Origin of the sequence: Streptomyces tritici, from assembly GCF_048500665.1 — a bacterium.
GTDB classification, from domain to species: domain Bacteria; phylum Actinomycetota; class Actinomycetes; order Streptomycetales; family Streptomycetaceae; genus Streptomyces; species Streptomyces tritici.
Genome location: NZ_CP183183.1, coordinates 910,199 through 928,024, shown reverse-complemented (window position 1 = coordinate 928,024; position 17,826 = coordinate 910,199). Strand labels below are relative to the sequence as shown.

Here is a 17,826-nt window from a genome sequence, read left to right as displayed (position 1 = left end):
CAGAACGCTTGTCACCACAGGCCCGGCGGAACGACCGCCGGGCCTGTGGTGTCTCATGGAGTCGTACGCATCCGAGTGCGGGGAGTCAGCAGTGGTGACGAAGCCCAAGGTCGTTCTGGGGGTCAGCGGCGGCATCGCCGCGTACAAGGCCTGTGAGCTGCTGCGCCGGCTCACCGAGTCCGGCCACGACGTGCGCGTCGTCCCCACCGACTCGGCACTGCACTTCGTCGGCGCGGCCACCTGGTCGGCCCTCTCCGGCAACCCCGTCTCCACCGAGGTCTGGGAGACCGTCCACGAGGTCCCGCACGTCCGCATCGGCCAGGCCGCGGACCTCGTCGTCGTCGCCCCCGCCACCGCCGACCTGCTGGCCAAGGCCGCCCACGGGCTCGCCGACGACCTGCTCACCAACACCCTGCTCACCGCCCGATGTCCGGTGGTCTTCGCGCCCGCCATGCACACCGAGATGTGGGAGCACCCGGCCACCCAGGAGAACGTGGCCACGCTGCGCCGCCGCGGCGCCCTCGTGATCGAGCCCGCCGTCGGCCGGCTCACCGGCGTCGACACCGGCAAGGGCCGGCTGCCCGACCCGGCCGAGCTCTTCGAGGTCTGCCGGCGGGTGCTCGCCCGCGGGACGGCCGCGCCGGACCTCGCCGGACGCCATGTCGTGGTCAGCGCCGGCGGCACCCGCGAGCCCCTCGACCCGGTGCGCTACCTCGGCAACCGTTCCTCCGGCAAGCAGGGCTACGCGCTGGCCCGGGCCGCGGCGGCCCGCGGCGCGCGGGTCACCCTGGTCGAGGCCAACACCGGCATCCCCGACCCGGCCGGCGTCGACGTGGTCCACGTCGGCACCGCGCTGCAGCTGCGCGAGGCGGTCGTCAAGGCCGCCTCCGACGCCGACGCCGTGGTGATGGCGGCGGCCGTCGCCGACTTCCGGCCGGCGGTCTACGCCCCCGGCAAGATCAAGAAGAAGGACGACGGCGGCGCGCCGACCGTCGAACTGGTCCGCAATCCGGACATCCTCGCGGAGCTCTCCGCGGAGCGGGCCGTCGAGGGCCAGGTCGTCGTCGGCTTCGCCGCCGAGACCGACGACGTCCTCGCCAACGGCCGCGAGAAGCTCCGCCGCAAGGGCTGCGACCTGCTCGTCGTCAACGAGGTGGGGGAGCGCAAGACCTTCGGCCAGGAGGAGAACGAGGCGGTGATCCTCGCCGCCGACGGCGCCGAGACCCCCGTTCCGTACGGCCCCAAGGAGGCGCTCGCCGAGACGGTCTGGGACCTCGTGACGCCCCGGCTGCGGGGGCTGCCGGGCCTGCCGGACGCGCCCGGGTAGGATCGACGGGAAAACCGTCTTTCCCTCCATACGCGGACCGAGCGTATGGAACCGGGCCATTCGGGTGGAGCGGTGAGCCGTTCGCCGTACGGGAGAGGGGCGATTTCCGGGTGATCCGGCTCCCACCTTGCGAGACACCTGGTCATACGCACGAGAGCGCCCGATAAACTGTTCTCGGAACGACGCGGGGCGCAGCCCCCTGCTGTTCCGTAAATGATCAGCCAGCAGCCGCTGCAACCACAGGGAGCGTTGTGTCCCGTCGTCTGTTCACCTCGGAGTCCGTGACCGAGGGTCACCCCGACAAGATCGCTGACCAGATCAGCGACACCATTCTCGACGCGCTGCTCCGGGAGGACCCCACCTCCCGCGTCGCCGTGGAGACCCTGATCACCACCGGCCTGGTCCACGTGGCCGGCGAGGTCACGACCAAGGCCTGGGCGGACATCCCCACCCTGGTGCGCAACAAGATCCTCGAGATCGGGTACGACTCCTCGAAGAAGGGCTTCGACGGCGCCTCCTGCGGCGTCTCGGTCTCCATCGGGTCGCAGTCCCCGGACATCGCGCAGGGCGTCGACACCGCGTACGAGAAGCGCGTCGAGGGCGACGAGGACGAGCTGGACAAGCAGGGCGCCGGCGACCAGGGCCTGATGTTCGGCTACGCGTCGGACGAGACCCCCGAGCTCATGCCGCTGCCGATCCACCTGGCGCACCGGCTCTCCCGCCGTCTCACCGAGGTCCGCAAGAACGGGACCATCCCGTACCTGCGCCCCGACGGCAAGACCCAGGTCACCATCGAGTACGACGGCGACAAGGCCGTCCGCCTCGACACGGTCGTGGTCTCCTCGCAGCACGCCTCCGACATCGACCTGGACTCGCTGCTCGCGCCCGACATCCGCGAGTTCGTCGTCGAGCACGTCCTGAAGCAGCTCGTCGAGGACGGCATCAAGCTCGACACCGACGGCTACCGGCTGCTGGTCAACCCGACCGGCCGCTTCGAGATCGGCGGCCCGATGGGCGACGCCGGCCTCACCGGCCGCAAGATCATCATCGACACCTACGGCGGCATGGCCCGCCACGGCGGCGGCGCCTTCTCCGGCAAGGACCCGTCCAAGGTCGACCGCTCGGCCGCCTACGCCATGCGCTGGGTCGCCAAGAACGTGGTGGCCGCCGGCCTCGCCTCGCGCTGCGAGGTCCAGGTCGCGTACGCCATCGGCAAGGCGGAGCCGGTCGGTCTCTTCGTCGAGACCTTCGGCACCCACACCGTCGAGACCGAGAAGATCGAGCACGCCATCGCCGAGGTCTTCGACCTCCGCCCGGCCGCGATCATCCGCGACCTCGACCTGCTGCGCCCGATCTACGCGCAGACCGCCGCGTACGGCCACTTCGGCCGTGAGCTGCCGGACTTCACCTGGGAGCGCACCGACCGCGTCGAGGCGCTGCGCAAGGCCGCCGGCGTCTGATCCCCCGGTTCGTCCCGCACGGCCCCGGACCCCTCGGTCCGGGGCCGTCGGCGTTGTCGGCGCCGTTTGGTAGGAATGGGCTGTGAGCAGCGCGAACGAGAATCCCGCAGGCGGGCCGGTGGACGGCGGGCCGCCGGAGCAGCTCGCGCTCATCCGGGAGACCGTGCGCCGGGCGAAGGCACCCCGGGCGAAGCCGCGCACCTGGCGCGGGGCGGCGCTGGCGAAGGAGCGGCCGGTCGCCCGGGTCGTGGTCAACAAAGGTGTGCTCCATCTCGACCGTTACTTCGACTACGCCGTCCCCGAGGAGCTCGACGAGGCCGCGCAGCCCGGCGTGCGGGTGCGGGTGCGGTTCGGCGCCGGTTCGGGGCAGGTGCGGGACGGGCGGCGCGAGGGCGGCCGGCTGATCGACGGCTTCCTCGTCGAACGGCTCGCCGCCTCGGACTACTCCGGGCCGCTGGCCGCGCTCGCCGACGTCGTCTCGCCGGAGCCGGTGCTCGGGCCGGAGCTGCTGGCGCTGGCGCGGGCGGTCGCCGACCGGTACGCGGGGAGCCTCGCGGACGTGCTGCAGCTCGCCGTGCCGCCGCGCAGCGCCCGCGCCGAGTCGCGTCCCTCGCCCCCGCCGCTGCCGCCGCCCGCCGCGCCCGAGCCGGGCAGCTGGACGCGCTACGAGCGCGGGCCGGCGTTCCTGGAGTCGCTGGCCCGGGGCGGGGCGCCGCGGGCCGTGTGGAACGCGTTGCCGGGGCCCTCCTGGGCCGAGGAGCTGGCCCGCGCCGTGGCGGCGACGCTCGCCTCCGGGCGCGGCGCGCTGGTGGTCGTGCCCGACGGGCGGGCGGTCGCCCGGGTGGACGCGGCCCTGACGGCGGTGCTGGGGGAGGGGCGGCACGCGGTGCTGACCGCGGAGGCCGGCCCGGAGAAGCGGTACGCGCAGTGGCTGGCGGTGCGCCGGGGCTCCGTGCGGGCGGTCGTCGGCACCCGGGCGGCGATGTTCGCGCCGGTACGGGACCTGGGCCTGGTCGTCATCTGGGACGACGGCGACGGCAGCCACAGCGAGCCGCACGCCCCGCAGCCGCACGCCCGGGACGTGCTGCTGCTGCGCGCCGCGCACGACGGCTGCGGCTTCCTGCTGGGCTCGACGAGCTGCACGGTCGAGGCGGCGCAGCTCGTCGAGTCCGGGTGGGCGCGGCCGCTGGTCGCGGCGCGCGAGCAGGTGCGGGCCGCGGCGCCGCGGGTGCGGACGGTCGGCGACGAGCAGCTGGCCCGCGACGAGGCGGCGCGGGCGGCGCGGCTGCCGTCGCTGGCGTGGGAGGCGGTCCGGGAAGGCCTGCGTACGGGGCCGGTGCTCGTCCAGGTTCCCCGGCGCGGCTACGTGCCCCGGCTGGCCTGCGAACGGTGCCGGACGCCCGCGCGGTGCCGGCACTGCGCGGGGCCGCTGGAGGCGCCCGAGCAGCAGGAGTTGCGCTGCGGGTGGTGCGGGCGCGGGGCGCCGGACTGGCACTGCGTGGAGTGCGGCTCGGTACGGCTGCGGGCCCAGGTCGTGGGCGCGCGGCGCACGGCGGAGGAGCTGGGCCGGGCGTTCCCGGCGGTGCCGGTGCGGACCTCGGGGCGCGACCATGTGCTGGACACGGTGCCGGGGCGGCCGGCGCTCGTCGTCTCGACTCCGGGCGCCGAGCCGGTCGCCGAGGGCGGTTACGCGGCGGCGCTGCTGCTGGACGGCTGGGCGATGCTGAGCCGGCCCGACCTGCGGGCGGGGGAGGAGGCGCTGCGGCGCTGGATCGACGCGGCCTCGCTGGTGCGGGGGCAGTCGGAGGGCGGCACGGTCGTCGTGGTCGCCGAGCCCACGCTGCGGCCCGTACAGGCGCTGGTGCGGTGGGATCCGGTGGGACACGCGCAGCGGGAGCTCGCGGAGCGGGCCGAGCTGGGGTTCCCCCCGGTGTCCCGGATGGCGTCGGTGACAGGGCCGGTGGACGCGGTGCCGGCGTTCCTGGCGTCCGCCGCGCTGCCGCCGGACGCGGAGATCCTGGGACCGGTGCCGCTGCCGGTGGTCCGCCCCGGCGGGCCGCAGCGCCCGGGCGACCCGCCGCCGGGCGAAGCCTGGGAACGCGCCCTGGTCCGCGTGCCCCCGGGCACCGGTGCGGCCCTGGCCGCCGCCCTGAAGCAAGCCCAGGCCTCCCGCTCCACCCGCGGCCCGGTCCCCCCGATCCGGGTCAGAGTCGACCCCCCGGACATCGGCTGAGGCCCCTGGGGGCGGGGGCCCTCGTGCCGGCGCCGTCCCATGGGCCCGCCCGCCCGGCCGGCACGGCGCGGGCGGGCACCCCCCCCGCGTACGCCGAGCCGCCCCCGCTCGCCGTGGGGCGGGCAGGGGCGGCTCGGGTTGCGGCGGGGTGGGGTCAGCCGTTGCGGGGGGCCGGGAAGGCCGGGGGGCGGGGGTCGTCGCGGAGGGACGGGGTGGGCTGCGGGGGCATGGTGCGGGCCGCGGGGACCATCGTGCGCGGCGCGGCCTCGGGGTCGGCGCCCTGCTGGGGCGTGCGCCGGGAGCCGTAGCGGCGGTGGACCGCCTGCTTGGTCACCCCGAGCGCCGAGCCCACCGCGTCCCACGAGAAGCCCAGCGAACGGTCGAAGTCCACCGCCGCGGTCACCAGGGTCTCGACGCTGTCGCGGAGTTCCTGGGCGAGGCGGACGGTCGGGGCGGGGGCGCGCCCGTAGACGACGAAGCCCGTCGACGGGCCGGAGCGACGCGGGCGGTACACATTGCCCAGCTGGGCCGTGAGCGTGCGCAGTGCGTCCACCTGCCGCCGGACCCGCTCGATGTCCCGCACCAGCAGGTGCAGACTTGCCCGGGCTTGGGCGTCGTGGGTTGCGTGGTCGGCCATGTGAAAGCCTCTCGAACCGGCGTGTGAAGGGAGCGGGCCGCAGCGATGACGGCGGCGGCCCGATTCGGTCAATCTCTCTTGACCAACGCGCCACCCGTGCTTGGGTCACGCTGCAGGGGCGTACACGCATATGCACAAGCCGCGTACGCCGCAATACGCCCCCTACGGCTCGCGGCCTAGACTGGTGCGCTGCTGAGTCACCGCCCCGAGAACGAGGTCGAACCGAGTGAAGCTGGTCTTCGCAGGCACCCCCGAGGTCGCCGTGCCCGCCCTGGACGCCCTGCTCGCCTCCAGCCGGCACGAGGTGGCCGCCGTCGTCACCCGCCCCGACGCGCCCGCCGGCCGCGGCCGGCGGCTCGTCGCGAGCCCGGTCGCCCAGCGCGCCGAGGAGGCGGGCATCGAGGTCCTGAAGCCGGAGCGGCCGCGCGACGAGGCGTTCCTGGCGCGGCTGCGCGAGATCGCCCCGGACTGCTGCCCGGTCGTCGCCTACGGCGCGCTGCTGCCGCGGGTCGCCCTCGACATCCCGGCCCACGGTTGGGTGAACCTGCACTTCTCGCTGCTCCCGGCCTGGCGCGGCGCCGCCCCGGTGCAGCACTCGCTGATGGCGGGCGACGAGGTGACCGGCGCGTCCACGTTCCTCATCGAGGAGGGTCTCGACTCCGGCCCCGTCTACGGCGTGGTCACCGAGGACATCCGCCCCACCGACACCAGCGGCGACCTGCTCACCCGGCTGGCCTTCGCCGGCGCGGGGCTGCTCGCCGCCACCATGGACGGCATCGAGGACGGCAGCCTCAAGGCCGTCCCGCAGCCCGCCGAGGGCATCACGCTCGCCCCGAAGATCCAGGTCGAGGACGCCCGCGTCGACTGGGCCGCGCCGGCCCTGCGCGTGGACCGCGTGGTGCGCGGCTGCACCCCGGCCCCCGGCGCCTGGACCGTCTTCCGCGGCGAGCGCCTGAAGCTGATCCAGGTCGCCCTCGTCCCGGACCGCACGGACCTCGCCCCCGGCGAGCTCTCGGCGGGCAAGAACAACGTGTACGTCGGCACCGGCTCGTACGCCGTCGAGCTGCTGTGGGTCCAGCCCCAGGGCAAGAAGCCGATGCGCGCCGCCGACTGGGCGCGCGGCGTCCGGATCGCCCCCGGCGAGACCGTCGGCTAGTCCCCGCCCGCGCCGACCCCCGCGCTCGCCCGCCCGCGCGCGGGCGGTGCGCCGCGCCGACGTACGCTGAGGGGGCAAGCCTCTTCCTTTTCGTACGCGGAGCACCTTTGAGCGAGCAGGCCCGTCGCCGTCCCCAGAAGCCCTACCGCCGGCCCAAGAAGGACCCGGTCCGGGTCCTCGCCTTCGACGCGCTGAGGGCGGTGGACGAGCGCGACGCCTACGCCAACCTCGTCCTGCCGCCGCTGCTGAAGAAGGCCCGCGAGAAGGAGGGCCCGGAGAAGTTCGACGCGCGGGACGCGGCGCTCGCCACCGAGCTGGTGTACGGCACGCTGCGCCGCCAGGGCACGTACGACGCGATCATCGCGGCCTGCGTCGACCGGCCGCTGCGCGAGGTCGACCCGCCGGTGCTCGACGTGCTCGCGCTCGGCGCGCACCAGCTCCTCGGCACCCGCATCCCCACGCACGCCGCCGTCTCCGCCAGCGTCGAGCTCGCGCGGGTGGTGCTCGGCGACGGGCGGGCCAAGTTCGTCAACGCCGTGCTGCGCCGCGTCGCGCAGCACGACCTCGACACCTGGATCGAGCAGGTCGCCCCGCCGTACGAGGAGGACGCCGAGGACCACCTCGCCGTCGTCCACTCGCACCCCCGCTGGGTCGTCTCGGCGCTCTGGGACGCCCTCGGCGGCGGCCGGGCCGGCATCGAGGACCTGCTGGAGGCGGACAACGAGCGGCCCGAGGTGACGCTCGTCGCCCGCCCCGGCCGCTCCACCACCGACGAGCTCGCGCAGGCCGCGGAGACCCTGCCGGGCCGCTGGTCCCCGTACGCGGTGCGGCTCGCCGAGGGCGGCGAGCCGGGCGCGATCCAGGCCGTGCACGAGGGCCGGGCGGGCGTCCAGGACGAGGGCAGCCAGCTCGTCGCGCTCGCGCTCGCCAACGCCCCGCTGGACGGCCCCGACGAGCGCTGGCTCGACGGCTGCGCGGGCCCCGGCGGCAAGGCCGCCCTGCTCGGCGCGCTCGCCGCCGAACGCGGCGCCGCGCTGCTGGCCTCCGAGAAGCAGCCGCACCGCGCCCGGCTCGTCGAGCGGGCCCTGGCCGGCAACCCCGGCCCGTACCAGGTCATCGCCGCCGACGGCACCCGTCCGCCGTGGCGCCCCGGCTCCTTCGACCGGGTCCTGATGGACGTCCCGTGCTCCGGTCTGGGCGCCCTGCGCCGCCGGCCGGAGGCCCGCTGGCGGCGGCGCCCGGAGGACCTGGACGGGTTCGCCCCGCTGCAGCGCGGTCTGCTGACCGAGGCGCTGAGCGCCGTGCGGGTCGGCGGCGTCGTCGGGTACGCCACCTGCTCCCCGCACCTCGCCGAGACCCGGGTGGTCGTCGACGACGTGCTGAAGCGGACCGGCGGGGCCGAGCTGATCGACGCGCGCCCGCTGATGCCGGGCGTGCCCGCGCTCGGCGACGGCCCGGACGTCCAGCTGTGGCCGCATCTGCACGGCACCGACGCGATGTATCTGGCGTTGATCCGCCGCACGGCCTGAGCCGGGCGGTCCCGAACCGCCTTCTGTTTCGTCGGGATTGGGGTGGTCTAGACCGGTCCGGGCCACCCCGGTTTCGTCCGGATCCGGATTCGAAACCGATCCGCGGCAAAGAACCGCCCAAGAGCATGGCAGGCTTGGCTCATGGCGCAGATCAACCCCAGCATTCTGTCCGCGGACTTCGCCCGTCTCGCCGAGGAGGCGAAGGCGGTCGAGGGTGCCGACTGGCTGCACGTCGACGTGATGGACAACCACTTCGTGCCCAACCTGACACTGGGCGTGCCCGTGGTCGAGTCGCTGAGCCGGGCGACGGACACCCCCCTCGACTGCCACCTCATGATCGAGGACCCGGACCGCTGGGCCCCGCAGTACGTGGAGGCGGGCGCGGGCTCCGTCACCTTCCACGTCGAGGCCGCGGCCGCCCCGGTGCGGCTGGCACGCGAGATCCGCGCCAAGGGCGCGCGGGCCTCCATGGCGCTCAAGCCGGCCACCCCGATCGAGCCGTACGAGGACCTGCTCCCCGAGCTCGACATGCTGCTGATCATGACCGTGGAGCCCGGCTTCGGCGGCCAGGCGTTCCTCGACATCATGCTGCCCAAGATCCGCCGCAGCCGTGAGCTGATCCGCAAGCACGGCCTGGAGCTGTGGCTGCAGGTCGACGGGGGCGTCTCCGAGTCGACGATCGAGCGATGCGCCGAGGCCGGCGCGGACGTCTTCGTCGCCGGCTCGGCGGTCTACGGCGCGCAGGACCCGGCCGAGGCGGTGCGCGCCCTGCGGGCGCGGGCCGAGTCCGCGACCGCCGCGGCGACGTGGGCGTGTGGCCACTGAACCTCGGGCAGATGAACGCGGTCCGACGGCCGGTCGACAGGTCCGATCGGGGGCCGCGGGATCTGACAGGATGGACGACGAGTCCACAGGGTGAACAGCGGCAGTACCTGAACAGCAGTATCTGAAGAGCCGTGCGTGAACAGCGGTACGTGAACAGCAGTGAGGAGATCGCGGTGGCGGGTATGTCGGCGGGACGGTCAGCCCTGCGGATGGGACCCGCGGAGCTGGTGCAGGCGGCGGCCATGGCACGCCGTTTCTACCTGGAGGGCAAGTCCAAGATCCAGATCGCGGAGGAGTTCGGCGTCAGCCGCTTCAAGGTCGCCCGCGTTCTGGAGACGGCGCTGGAGCGCGATCTCGTCCGCATCGAGATCCGCGTCCCCGCCGAACTGGACGCCGAACGCTCCGACGCGCTCCGCGCCCGGTACGGGCTGCGGCACGCGGTCGTCGTCGAGTCTCCGGCGGAGGGCACGGACGAGTCGCCCGACCCGGAGAACCTCGGCGAGGTCGCGGCCGACCTGCTCGGCGAGCTGGTGAACGAGGGCGACGTCCTCGGCCTCGCCTGGGGACGGTCGACCATCCACATGGCGGCGGCGCTGGACCGCCTGCCGCCCTGCACGGTCGTCCAGCTCACCGGCGTGTACGACGCCGGGACCGCCGAGCGCGGCTCCGTCGAGGCGGTCCGCCGCGCCGCCCAGGTCTCCGGCGGCGAGGCGCACCCCATCTACGCGCCCATGCTGCTGCCCGACCCCGCCACGGCGGCCGCGCTGCGCAACCAGACCGGGATCGCGCGGGCCTTCGAGTACTTCGACAAGGTCACCGTCGCCTGCGTCTCCATCGGCTCCTGGGAGCCGGGCATCTCCACCGTCCACGACATGCTCACCGACGAGGAGCGGGCCCACTACGCCTCCCTGGGCGTCGCGGCCGAGATGTCCGCGCACCTCTTCGACGCCGAGGGCCGCCGGGTCGGCCGCGACCTGGGCGAGCGCTGCATCACCGTCGAGGCGGACCGGCTGCGCCGCATCCCCGAGGTCGTCGCGATCGCCGGCGGCCAGCGCAAGGCGGCGGCGATCGGCGCGGTGCTCCGCTCCGGCCTGGTGACCAGCCTGGTCACCGACCGCTCGGCCGCCGACTACCTGCTCACCGAGTCCGCCCCCGGCCCCCGCCCGGCCCTCGACCGCGCGGACCCCGACTCCTGAGGCACGCCCCGGCCCATCGGGCCGGCGGCGCGGCGCATCCTTCCGGGGCGGAGCGGTAAGACGCCCTGCAGCGGACGGACCTCCGCCGACGGAGCCCCGGGAGGTGGGTCGGAGCATGAGCACCGAGCCCCGTACGGACCCTGCCGCCCCTGATCTCGGCCACCCCGTCGTCCTCGATCTGCACGGGGTCGCCGACAAGGCGGCCTTCATGCGCCGCTGCGCCGGCGCCCTGCCGCTGCCCGTCGCCTTCGAACGCGACTGGGACGCGCTCGCCGACAGCCTCGCCGACCTGCGCAGGCCCCTGGCGCTGGTCGTCACCGGCTGGCAGGCTTATGCCGAGGCCGAACCCGGGGAATGGGCGACCGCCCAGGAGGTCTTCTCCGCCGCGGCCCGCGCCAGCGCCGCCGGCCTCGTGGTCCTGCTGTCCCTCGGCGGTTGGGAGGATCGCACAAGCGCCCCCTCGCAAGGCTCGGACGTTTCGCCCCCGGCACCGGGGGCCACCGGCGTGTGAGAATGAACTACGTGCTTTTTCCCCTGGCTGAAATGCCTAGGGGCCGATCCGATCGACTGGGATGTTCAGCACGTGCGTTTCCTCAATGACGTCAAGCCGCCGTACGACCTGACGTACGACGATGTGTTCATGGTGCCGAGCCGTTCGGCCGTGGGTTCCCGCCAGGCCGTGGACCTCTCGTCCCCCGACGCCTCCGGTACGACGATCCCGCTGGTCGTGGCCAACATGACCGCCATCGCCGGCCGCCGCATGGCCGAGACGGTCGCCCGCCGCGGCGGACTCGTCGTGATCCCCCAGGACATCCCCATCGAGGTCGTCACCGACGTCATCTCGTGGGTCAAGAGCCGCCACCTGGTCCTGGACACCCCGATCGTCCTGGAGCCGCACCAGACCGTCGCCGACGCCCTCGCGCTGCTGCCCAAGCGGGCGCACGAGGCCGGCGTCGTGGTCGACGAGGAGCGCCGCCCCGTCGGCGTCGTCACCGACGCGGACCTGAGCGGCGTGGACCGCTTCACCCAGCTGTCCGAGGTCATGTCCAAGGACCTGCTGCTGCTCGACGCGGACATCGAGCCCCGCGAGGCCTTCAACGTCCTCGACGGCGCCAACCGCCGCTACGCCCCCGCCGTGGACGCCGACGGCCGCCTGGCCGGCATCCTCACCCGCAAGGGCGCGCTGCGCGCCACCCTGTACACCCCGGCCACCGACGCGAAGGGCCGGCTGCGCATCGCCGCCGCCGTCGGCATCAACGGCGACGTCGCGGGCAAGGCCAAGCAGCTCCTCGACGCCGGCGTGGACACGCTCGTCATCGACACCGCGCACGGCCACCAGGAGTCGATGATCGCCGCCATCAGGACCGTCCGGGCGCTCGACCCGCAGGTCCCGATCGTGGCCGGCAACATCGTCGCCGCCGAGGGCGTCAAGGACCTCATCGAGGCGGGCGCGGACATCATCAAGGTCGGCGTCGGCCCCGGCGCCATGTGCACCACCCGCATGATGACCGGCGTCGGCCGGCCGCAGTTCTCCGCCGTCCTGGAGTGCGCCGCCGAGGCGAAGAAGTACGGCAAGCACGTCTGGGCCGACGGCGGCGTCCGGCACCCGCGCGACGTCGCCATGGCGCTCGCCGCCGGCGCGTCGAACGTGATGATCGGCTCCTGGTTCGCCGGGACGTACGAGTCCCCGGGCGACCTCCACATCGACGCCGAGGGCCGGGCGTACAAGGAGTCCTTCGGCATGGCCTCCGCCCGCGCCGTGAAGAACCGCACCAGCGACGAGTCCGCCTACGACCGCGCCCGCAAGGCGCTGTTCGAGGAGGGCATCTCCACCTCGCGCATGTTCCTCGACCCGGCCCGTCCGGGCGTCGAGGACCTGATCGACTCGATCATCGCGGGCGTCCGTTCCTCCTGCACCTACGCGGGCGCGAACGACCTCGCCGAGTTCGAGGACAAGGCCGTCGTCGGCATCCAGTCCGCCGCCGGCTACGCGGAGGGCAAGCCGCTGCACGCCAGCTGGAGCTAATCCGCGCCGACCGTCAGGTCACGGGCCCCCGGGAGACCCCTCCCGGGGGCCCGCGGCGTTCCCGCGAAGCCGGCGGCGCGCAGCGCCGCCGCCACCGCCCGCGCGAGCCGCGCATGGCCCCGGTCGTTCGGGTGGAGGCCGTCGGCGAGGTCCTGCGGGCCCAGCAGGTCCCCGCCGGGCAGCAGGGCCAGCCGGTCGTCGCCGGCCGCCACACGGTCGCGTACGGCCTCCTCCATGGCCGTCCGCAGCTCCGCCAGCGTCGCCCCCAGCGCGTTGCGCTGCACGCCAGCTGGAGCGCGGGCGCGAACGACCTCGCCGAGTTCGAGGACAAGGCCGTCGTCGGCATCCAGTCCGCCGCCGGCTACGCGGAGGGCAAGCCGCTGCACGCCAGCTGGAGCTAATCCGCGCCGACCGTCAGGTCACGGGCCCCCGGGAGACCCCTCCCGGGGGCCCGCGGCGTTCCCGCGAAGCCGGCGGCGCGCAGCGCCGCCGCCACCGCCCGCGCGAGCCGCGCATGGCCCCGGTCGTTCGGGTGGAGGCCGTCGGCGAGGTCCTGCGGGCCCAGCAGGTCCCCGCCGGGCAGCAGGGCCAGCCGGTCGTCGCCGGCCGCCACACGGTCGCGTACGGCCTCCTCGGGCCGACTCGGCCGCCGGGCGCAGCACGGGGGACAGCAGCAGCAGCGGGGTACGGGGGTGGCCGGCCCGCACCAGGTCCAGGAACGCCCGCGTGGTCTCGTACAGCAGCGGGGCGGAGTGCGGGGTCCGGCCCCAGCAGTTCGTGCCGAAGGCCAGCGTCAGTACGTCCGCGGGCAGCGACGCCAGCTGCTCCGCGGTCGGCAGCTCCCCGCGCGCCGCCCCCGCGTAGCCCAGGTTCACCGCGTCCAGGCCGAGTGCCCGGCCCGCGGCCGCCGGCCAGGCGTGCGCCGGCCGGGTGGCCCACCAGCCCTCGGTGATCGAGTCGCCGTGCACCACCCAGCGCGGCCGCGGCGGGGCCGGGGCGACCGCGCCGCCCACGCCCCGCAGCCGCAGCAGCCAGGGGGCCGCCCACTCCGGCGGATGGACCGTGAAGGGTCCCGGCCGCGGCGGCAGCCCGAGCACCACCTCGGCCTCCTCCGCCGGCCGGGCGCAGGTCTCGCCGACCAGCGAACCGCCCTCCCAGAGCGCGAAACAGTGCGCCAGGTCCCGCAGCGGCTCCGCCCGCCCGGGGACCTCCGCCCGGTAGCGCACCGCCACCGCCCGCGTGCCCGGCGCGGCCGTGAACTCAAGCCGGATCCCGACGGGCAGCGCCGCCCGCTGCGCCGCGTCCCAGGGCAGCCGGTCCAGGTCCGCCGGGTCGGCGCGCACCGCCCGGCCCCGCTCGTCGAACCAGGCCGTGCCCCGAAGAAAGGGTCCGGCGTCCTGCCAGCTCCCGCCCGTTCCGTCCGGCTCCATGGGGGTGCAGCGTGCGTGATCGGCCATGAGAAGTCCATGCCCGCGAAGCGGGGTCCGCGACCCTTCGGGAAGAGGGCGCCGAAACACCCTGATGTGTCGATTCGTGCAGCGGAGCGCAATGTTTCCCCGTCTGGGCCGCAAGTGCGCAATGATCATTCGTCGTTGCGCAACAACCCTGCATTACAAGTGCACACTCCGAAGGCTTAGGCTCATGCCTCGTACCAGGAGTGGCGTCGACCGCCTGCTCGGCGGTTCCCCCTCCCTCGCGGGATGCCTCGGCAGACCCGCGCGCCGCCGCGGTCGTCGCCTTCTCGACAGGCAGCGATAAGGAGCCTCACGCGTGCTGGACCACGGCGCAGCCCCACCGGTCGAGGAGTCGACCGCCCGCAAGACCCCCGGGCTCTCCGCCCTGACCCGGCGCAAGCCGGTAGAACGCCTGGTCGCCGAGGGTGGCCAGGGCGAAGGCGGCTCGCTCCGCCGCTCGCTCACCATGTGGCAGCTGACGATGATCAGCATCGGCGCCACGCTGGGCACGGGCATCTTCGTCGTCCTCGGCGACGCCGTCCCCAAGGCCGGCCCCGCGGTCACCCTGGCCTTCGTCATCGCCGGTCTCACGGCGTTGTTCTCGGCCCTCTCGTACGCGGAGCTGGCCGGTGCCATCCCCGTGGCGGGCTCCTCGTACTCGTATGCGTACGCAACCATGGGCGAACTCGTCGCCTGGGTCTGCGGCTGGTGCCTGGTGCTCGAGTACGGCGTCTCCGTGGCCGCGGTGGCGGTCGGCTGGGGCGAGTACCTCAACGAGCTGCTCGACGGCACGATCGGCATCACCATCCCGGCGCTGCTGTCCTCGGCGCCCGGCGAGGGCGGCATCATCAACCTGCCCGGCCTGATCGTCGTGCTGCTCGCCATGGTGTTCCTCCTCGGCGGCGCCCGCGAGTCCGCCTTGGTCAACACGATCATGGTGTTCGTGAAGATCGCCGCGCTGCTGCTGTTCTGCGCCATCGGCTTCATGGGCTTCAAGTCCGGCAACTACGCCGACTTCATGCCGCTCGGCATGGCGGGCGTCAGCGCCGCCGGCGCCAGCCTGTTCTTCTCGTACATCGGCTTCGACGCCGCCTCCACCGCCGGTGAGGAGGCCAAGGACCCGAAGCGCGACCTGCCCCGCGCGATCATGCTCTCGCTGCTGATCGTCACCGTGCTGTACGTGGCCGTCGCGGCCGTCGCCGTCGGCGCCTGGAACTGGAAGAAGTTCGAGGGCTCCGAGGCGTCCCTCGCCGCGATCATGAACGACGTCAGCGGCCAGACCTTCTGGGGCACCCTGCTCGCCCTCGGCGCCGTGATCTCCATCGCCAGCGTCGTCCTGACCGTGCTCTACGGCCAGACCCGCGTCCTGTTCGCCATGTCCCGCGACGGCCTCGTCCCCAAGGTCTTCGCCAAGGTCAGCGGCAAGACCGGCACCCCGCGGATCAACACGGTGATCGTCTCGCTGTTCTGCGGCGCGCTCGCCTCCGTCATCCCGCTCGGCAAGCTGGTCGACGCCACCAGCATCGGCACCCTGTTCGCCTTCGGCCTGGTCAACATCGCGGTCATCGTCCTGCGGTACACCCGCCCGGACATGCCGCGCACCTTCCGCGTGCCGCTCGGCTGGCTGTTCCCGGTGCTCGGCTTCCTGTTCTGCGCCTACAACATGTTCAGCCTCGACGCCATCACCTGGGTGGTCTTCGGTTGCTGGATGGCCGCGGGACTCGTGTTCTACTTCCTGTACGGCATGCGCCGCTCCCGACTGGCCACCGAGGCCGCCACCGAGGCCGTGGCCACCGACGCAGAGAAGTGATCCACCCGTAGTGCGACTCAACGACCTCGACGAACGCATCGTCCACGCCCTCGCGGAGGACGCCCGTCGCTCGTACGCCGACATCGGCTCGCTCGTCGGCCTGTCCGCCCCCGCCGTGAAGCGGCGGGTGGACAGGCTGCGGGCCGAGGGCGCCATCACCGGCTTCACCGTCCGGGTGGACCCGGCGGCGCTCGGCTGGGAGACCGAGGGCTTCGTCGAGATCTACTGTCGCCACAACACCTCGCCGGACGACATCCGGCGAGGTCTGGAGCGGTACCCCGAGGTGGTGTCCGCGTCGACCGTCACCGGCGACGCGGACGCCGTCGTCCAGGTCTTCGCCTCCGACATGCGCCACTTCGAGCGCGTCCTGGAGCGGATCGCGGGGGAGCCGTTCGTGGAGCGCACCAAGTCCGTGCTCGTGCTCTCCCCGCTGCTGCGGCGCTTCTCCTCGGGCTCGCCCGCGTAAGGAAGCGGCGGGCCCGGGCGGTGCGGGCCGTGGTTCCCGCACCGCCGCTCGGCCGCCCACCCCCGTGGGGCGGTCTACTCGGCCGGGTATGGGACCTCCCACGGCGTCACGTGGAAGTCGCCCGTCCCGGCCTTCGTCCTCTCGAAGGGCGCCGAGCTCAGGCACGGCGGCACCTCCAGGTCCGCGTTGCGGCCGACCCAGCTGTAGCCGAGCCGGTCGCGCTTGCCCTGGTCGTGCACGGAGATGCCGACCCGCTTGCCCTTCAGGTGCGGCAGATCGGTGTCGGTGACCACGCCGGTCACCACCGCGACCTTGCCGCCGGTCAGCAGGCAGTCCACCTTCGCCACCGCGTACCCGCCCCAGTCGCCCTTGTAATGGCTGAAGCGGAAGGTGCCGGTGGCCGCCTGCGGGTCCTTCACGTCCTTCGCCGCCAGATGCGCGTCGAAGCTGAACGTGATGTCGTCCGACGCCACCCGGTACAGCTTGGCCGTGCCGGTCAGCGCCGCCGCCTCCCGCGGCGCCTTCGCGCCCTCCCCGGCGGCGGTGGCCGAGCCCGCGGCGCCCGCGGTGATCAGCAGGGCGACGGCCAGGGCGGCGAGCTTCGTACGGCGGTTCATGGCGGTCCTTTCGGCAGGTCAACCGGACGACCACCACTCTTCCGCGGCCCGCGCCGCCGGACGTCGGGCCGCAGGAGGGTTCCCTTCTCCGCCGCGCGGCGGGGGAGCCGTACGACCCGGGGCGGAGGGGCCGCGCAACGAATCGCCGCCGACCCCCGCAACCGCGCAACGGTTCCGCGGTCGGTCCGCAACGCTCCCGCCTTGTCCGGGCCGGAGCCCGAACCGTACCGTTTTGACGTCTCCCCGCCACTCGCACGTCACCCGACCGAGGTCTGCCCATGACTCCGCTGCGCACCGCTCTGCTGCAGAGCTCCGGCGTGCCCGGCGACGTCCCCGCGAACCTCGCGCTCCTCGACGAGGCGGCCGGCCGCGCCGCCGCCGCGGGCGCCGGGCTGCTGATCACCTCCGAGCTCTTCCTCACCGGCTACGCGATCGGCGAGGACCTCGCCCGGCTGGCCGAGCCCGCCGACGGCCCCGGCGCCGAGGCCGTCGCCGCCACCGCCGTCCGGCACGGTCTGGCGATCGCCCACGGCTACCCGGAGCGGGCGGGGGAGACCCTCCACAACGCGGTGGCGCTCACCGGCGCCGACGGCGCCCGGCTCGCGCACTACCGCAAGACCCACCTCTTCGGCGACTTCGAGCGGACATGGTTCACCCCGGGTCACGAGCCGGTCGTCCAGGCGGAGGTCGACGGCCTCACCGTCGGGCTGATGATCTGCTACGACGTCGAGTTCCCCGAGAACGTCCGGGCGCACGCGCTCGCCGGCACCGACCTCCTCGCGGTGCCCACGGCGCAGATGCACCCCTTCGAGTTCGTCGCCGAGTCGGTGATCCCGGTGCGCGCCTTCGAGAACCAGATGTACGTGGCGTACGTGAACCGGACCGGGCCGGAGGGCCCGTTCGACTTCGTCGGCCGGTCCTCGCTGGCCGGGCCCGACGGCACCGCCCGCGCCCGGGCCGGCCGGGGTCCGGAGCTGGTCGTCGGCGACGTCGACCCGGAGCTCCTGGCCGCCTCCCGCGCCGCCAACCCGTATCTGCGCGACCGCCGCCCCGGCCTGTACACCGCACTCACCTGAGCGCCCCACGACCT

16 protein-coding genes are annotated in these 17,826 nt (G+C 74.2%); 13 read left to right on the top strand and 3 right to left on the bottom strand.

What is annotated here, in order from left to right; all coding sequences use genetic code 11:
• The first annotated feature begins 55 nt into the window (after positions 1-55).
• The 3 genes from coaBC (at position 56) to ACNJ93_RS04250 (ending at position 5,020) form a co-directional block, all read left to right on the top strand.
• A complete protein-coding gene (gene coaBC / locus ACNJ93_RS04260; RefSeq protein ID WP_418955972.1) occupies positions 56-1,327 on the top strand; it encodes a bifunctional phosphopantothenoylcysteine decarboxylase/phosphopantothenate--cysteine ligase CoaBC in 1,272 nt (423 codons plus the stop codon).
• 251 nt (positions 1,328-1,578) lie between these two features.
• Entirely contained in the window at positions 1,579-2,787 is a 1,209-nt protein-coding gene (gene metK / locus ACNJ93_RS04255; protein ID WP_418955971.1) for a methionine adenosyltransferase, read from the top strand.
• Positions 2,788-2,869: 82 nt separating this feature from the next.
• Entirely contained in the window at positions 2,870-5,020 is a 2,151-nt protein-coding gene (locus tag ACNJ93_RS04250) for a primosomal protein N' (protein WP_418955970.1), read from the top strand.
• A 154-nt stretch (positions 5,021-5,174) separates the two neighbouring features.
• Here the strand turns inward: ACNJ93_RS04250 and ACNJ93_RS04245 are convergent, their stop codons facing one another.
• Positions 5,175-5,657, bottom strand: a complete 483-nt coding sequence (locus ACNJ93_RS04245) for a hypothetical protein (RefSeq protein WP_418955969.1) — start codon at positions 5,655-5,657, stop codon at positions 5,175-5,177.
• Positions 5,658-5,883: 226 nt separating this feature from the next.
• On the opposite strand from ACNJ93_RS04245, the gene fmt reads away from it, so the two are divergent.
• The 7 genes from fmt to ACNJ93_RS04210 all read left to right on the top strand — a co-directional run bounded on the left by fmt (position 5,884) and on the right by ACNJ93_RS04210 (position 12,790).
• Complete coding sequence (gene fmt, locus ACNJ93_RS04240) at positions 5,884-6,813, top strand: methionyl-tRNA formyltransferase (RefSeq protein ID WP_418955968.1); 930 nt, start codon at positions 5,884-5,886, stop codon at positions 6,811-6,813.
• A gap of 107 nt (positions 6,814-6,920) precedes the next feature.
• Complete coding sequence (locus ACNJ93_RS04235; RefSeq protein WP_418955967.1) at positions 6,921-8,342, top strand: RsmB/NOP family class I SAM-dependent RNA methyltransferase; 1,422 nt, start codon at positions 6,921-6,923, stop codon at positions 8,340-8,342.
• A 141-nt stretch (positions 8,343-8,483) separates the two neighbouring features.
• Positions 8,484-9,167, top strand: a complete 684-nt coding sequence (gene rpe / locus ACNJ93_RS04230) for a ribulose-phosphate 3-epimerase (protein WP_418955966.1) — start codon at positions 8,484-8,486, stop codon at positions 9,165-9,167.
• 149 nt (positions 9,168-9,316) lie between these two features.
• Positions 9,317-10,363: a sugar-binding transcriptional regulator gene (locus ACNJ93_RS04225; protein WP_418955965.1), complete on the top strand. Its 1,047-nt coding sequence runs from the start codon at positions 9,317-9,319 to the stop codon at positions 10,361-10,363.
• A gap of 115 nt (positions 10,364-10,478) precedes the next feature.
• Positions 10,479-10,874, top strand: coding sequence for a barstar family protein (locus ACNJ93_RS04220; RefSeq protein ID WP_418955964.1), 396 nt, complete (start codon positions 10,479-10,481; stop codon positions 10,872-10,874).
• Between the two features lie 72 nt (positions 10,875-10,946).
• Positions 10,947-12,389: a GuaB1 family IMP dehydrogenase-related protein gene (locus tag ACNJ93_RS04215; protein ID WP_418955963.1), complete on the top strand. Its 1,443-nt coding sequence runs from the start codon at positions 10,947-10,949 to the stop codon at positions 12,387-12,389.
• Between the two features lie 113 nt (positions 12,390-12,502).
• On the top strand, positions 12,503-12,790 hold the full coding sequence (locus ACNJ93_RS04210; protein ID WP_418961619.1) for a hypothetical protein: 288 nt from the start codon (positions 12,503-12,505) through the stop codon (positions 12,788-12,790).
• An 18-nt stretch (positions 12,791-12,808) separates the two neighbouring features.
• Here ACNJ93_RS04210 and ACNJ93_RS04205 read toward each other — a convergent pair whose 3' ends face one another.
• A complete protein-coding gene (locus tag ACNJ93_RS04205) occupies positions 12,809-13,846 on the bottom strand; it encodes a GDSL-type esterase/lipase family protein (RefSeq protein WP_418955962.1) in 1,038 nt (345 codons plus the stop codon).
• A 313-nt stretch (positions 13,847-14,159) separates the two neighbouring features.
• Between ACNJ93_RS04205 and ACNJ93_RS04200 the strand changes: the two genes are divergently transcribed.
• Together ACNJ93_RS04200 and ACNJ93_RS04195 are read left to right on the top strand one after the other, a co-directional pair.
• Positions 14,160-15,653, top strand: a complete 1,494-nt coding sequence (locus ACNJ93_RS04200; protein WP_418955961.1) for an amino acid permease — start codon at positions 14,160-14,162, stop codon at positions 15,651-15,653.
• 10 nt (positions 15,654-15,663) lie between these two features.
• The gene (locus ACNJ93_RS04195; protein WP_015032260.1) at positions 15,664-16,119 is read left to right on the top strand and encodes an Lrp/AsnC family transcriptional regulator; all 456 of its coding nucleotides are present in this window, start codon (positions 15,664-15,666) and stop codon (positions 16,117-16,119) included.
• 74 nt (positions 16,120-16,193) lie between these two features.
• Here ACNJ93_RS04195 and ACNJ93_RS04190 read toward each other — a convergent pair whose 3' ends face one another.
• Complete coding sequence (locus ACNJ93_RS04190; RefSeq protein WP_418955960.1) at positions 16,194-16,736, bottom strand: Repetin; 543 nt, start codon at positions 16,734-16,736, stop codon at positions 16,194-16,196.
• 278 nt (positions 16,737-17,014) lie between these two features.
• On the opposite strand from ACNJ93_RS04190, the gene ACNJ93_RS04185 reads away from it, so the two are divergent.
• Positions 17,015-17,812: a carbon-nitrogen hydrolase family protein gene (locus ACNJ93_RS04185; protein WP_418955959.1), complete on the top strand. Its 798-nt coding sequence runs from the start codon at positions 17,015-17,017 to the stop codon at positions 17,810-17,812.
• The last annotated feature ends 14 nt before the right edge of the window (positions 17,813-17,826 follow it).

Bases quoted from the DNA above. Each gene is read 5' to 3' on its own strand.
- coaBC (WP_418955972.1), top strand. From the start codon at position 56: ATGGAGTCGTACGCATCCGAGTGCGGGGAGTCAGCAGTGGTGACGAAG.
- ACNJ93_RS04245 (WP_418955969.1), bottom strand. From the start codon at position 5,657: ATGGCCGACCACGCAACCCACGACGCCCAAGCCCGGGCAAGTCTGCAC.
- rpe (WP_418955966.1), top strand. From the start codon at position 8,484: ATGGCGCAGATCAACCCCAGCATTCTGTCCGCGGACTTCGCCCGTCTC.
- ACNJ93_RS04220 (WP_418955964.1), top strand. From the start codon at position 10,479: ATGAGCACCGAGCCCCGTACGGACCCTGCCGCCCCTGATCTCGGCCAC.
- ACNJ93_RS04210 (WP_418961619.1), top strand. From the start codon at position 12,503: ATGGCCCCGGTCGTTCGGGTGGAGGCCGTCGGCGAGGTCCTGCGGGCC.
- ACNJ93_RS04205 (WP_418955962.1), bottom strand. From the start codon at position 13,846: ATGGCCGATCACGCACGCTGCACCCCCATGGAGCCGGACGGAACGGGC.
- ACNJ93_RS04190 (WP_418955960.1), bottom strand. From the start codon at position 16,736: ATGAACCGCCGTACGAAGCTCGCCGCCCTGGCCGTCGCCCTGCTGATC.
- ACNJ93_RS04185 (WP_418955959.1), top strand. From the start codon at position 17,015: ATGACTCCGCTGCGCACCGCTCTGCTGCAGAGCTCCGGCGTGCCCGGC.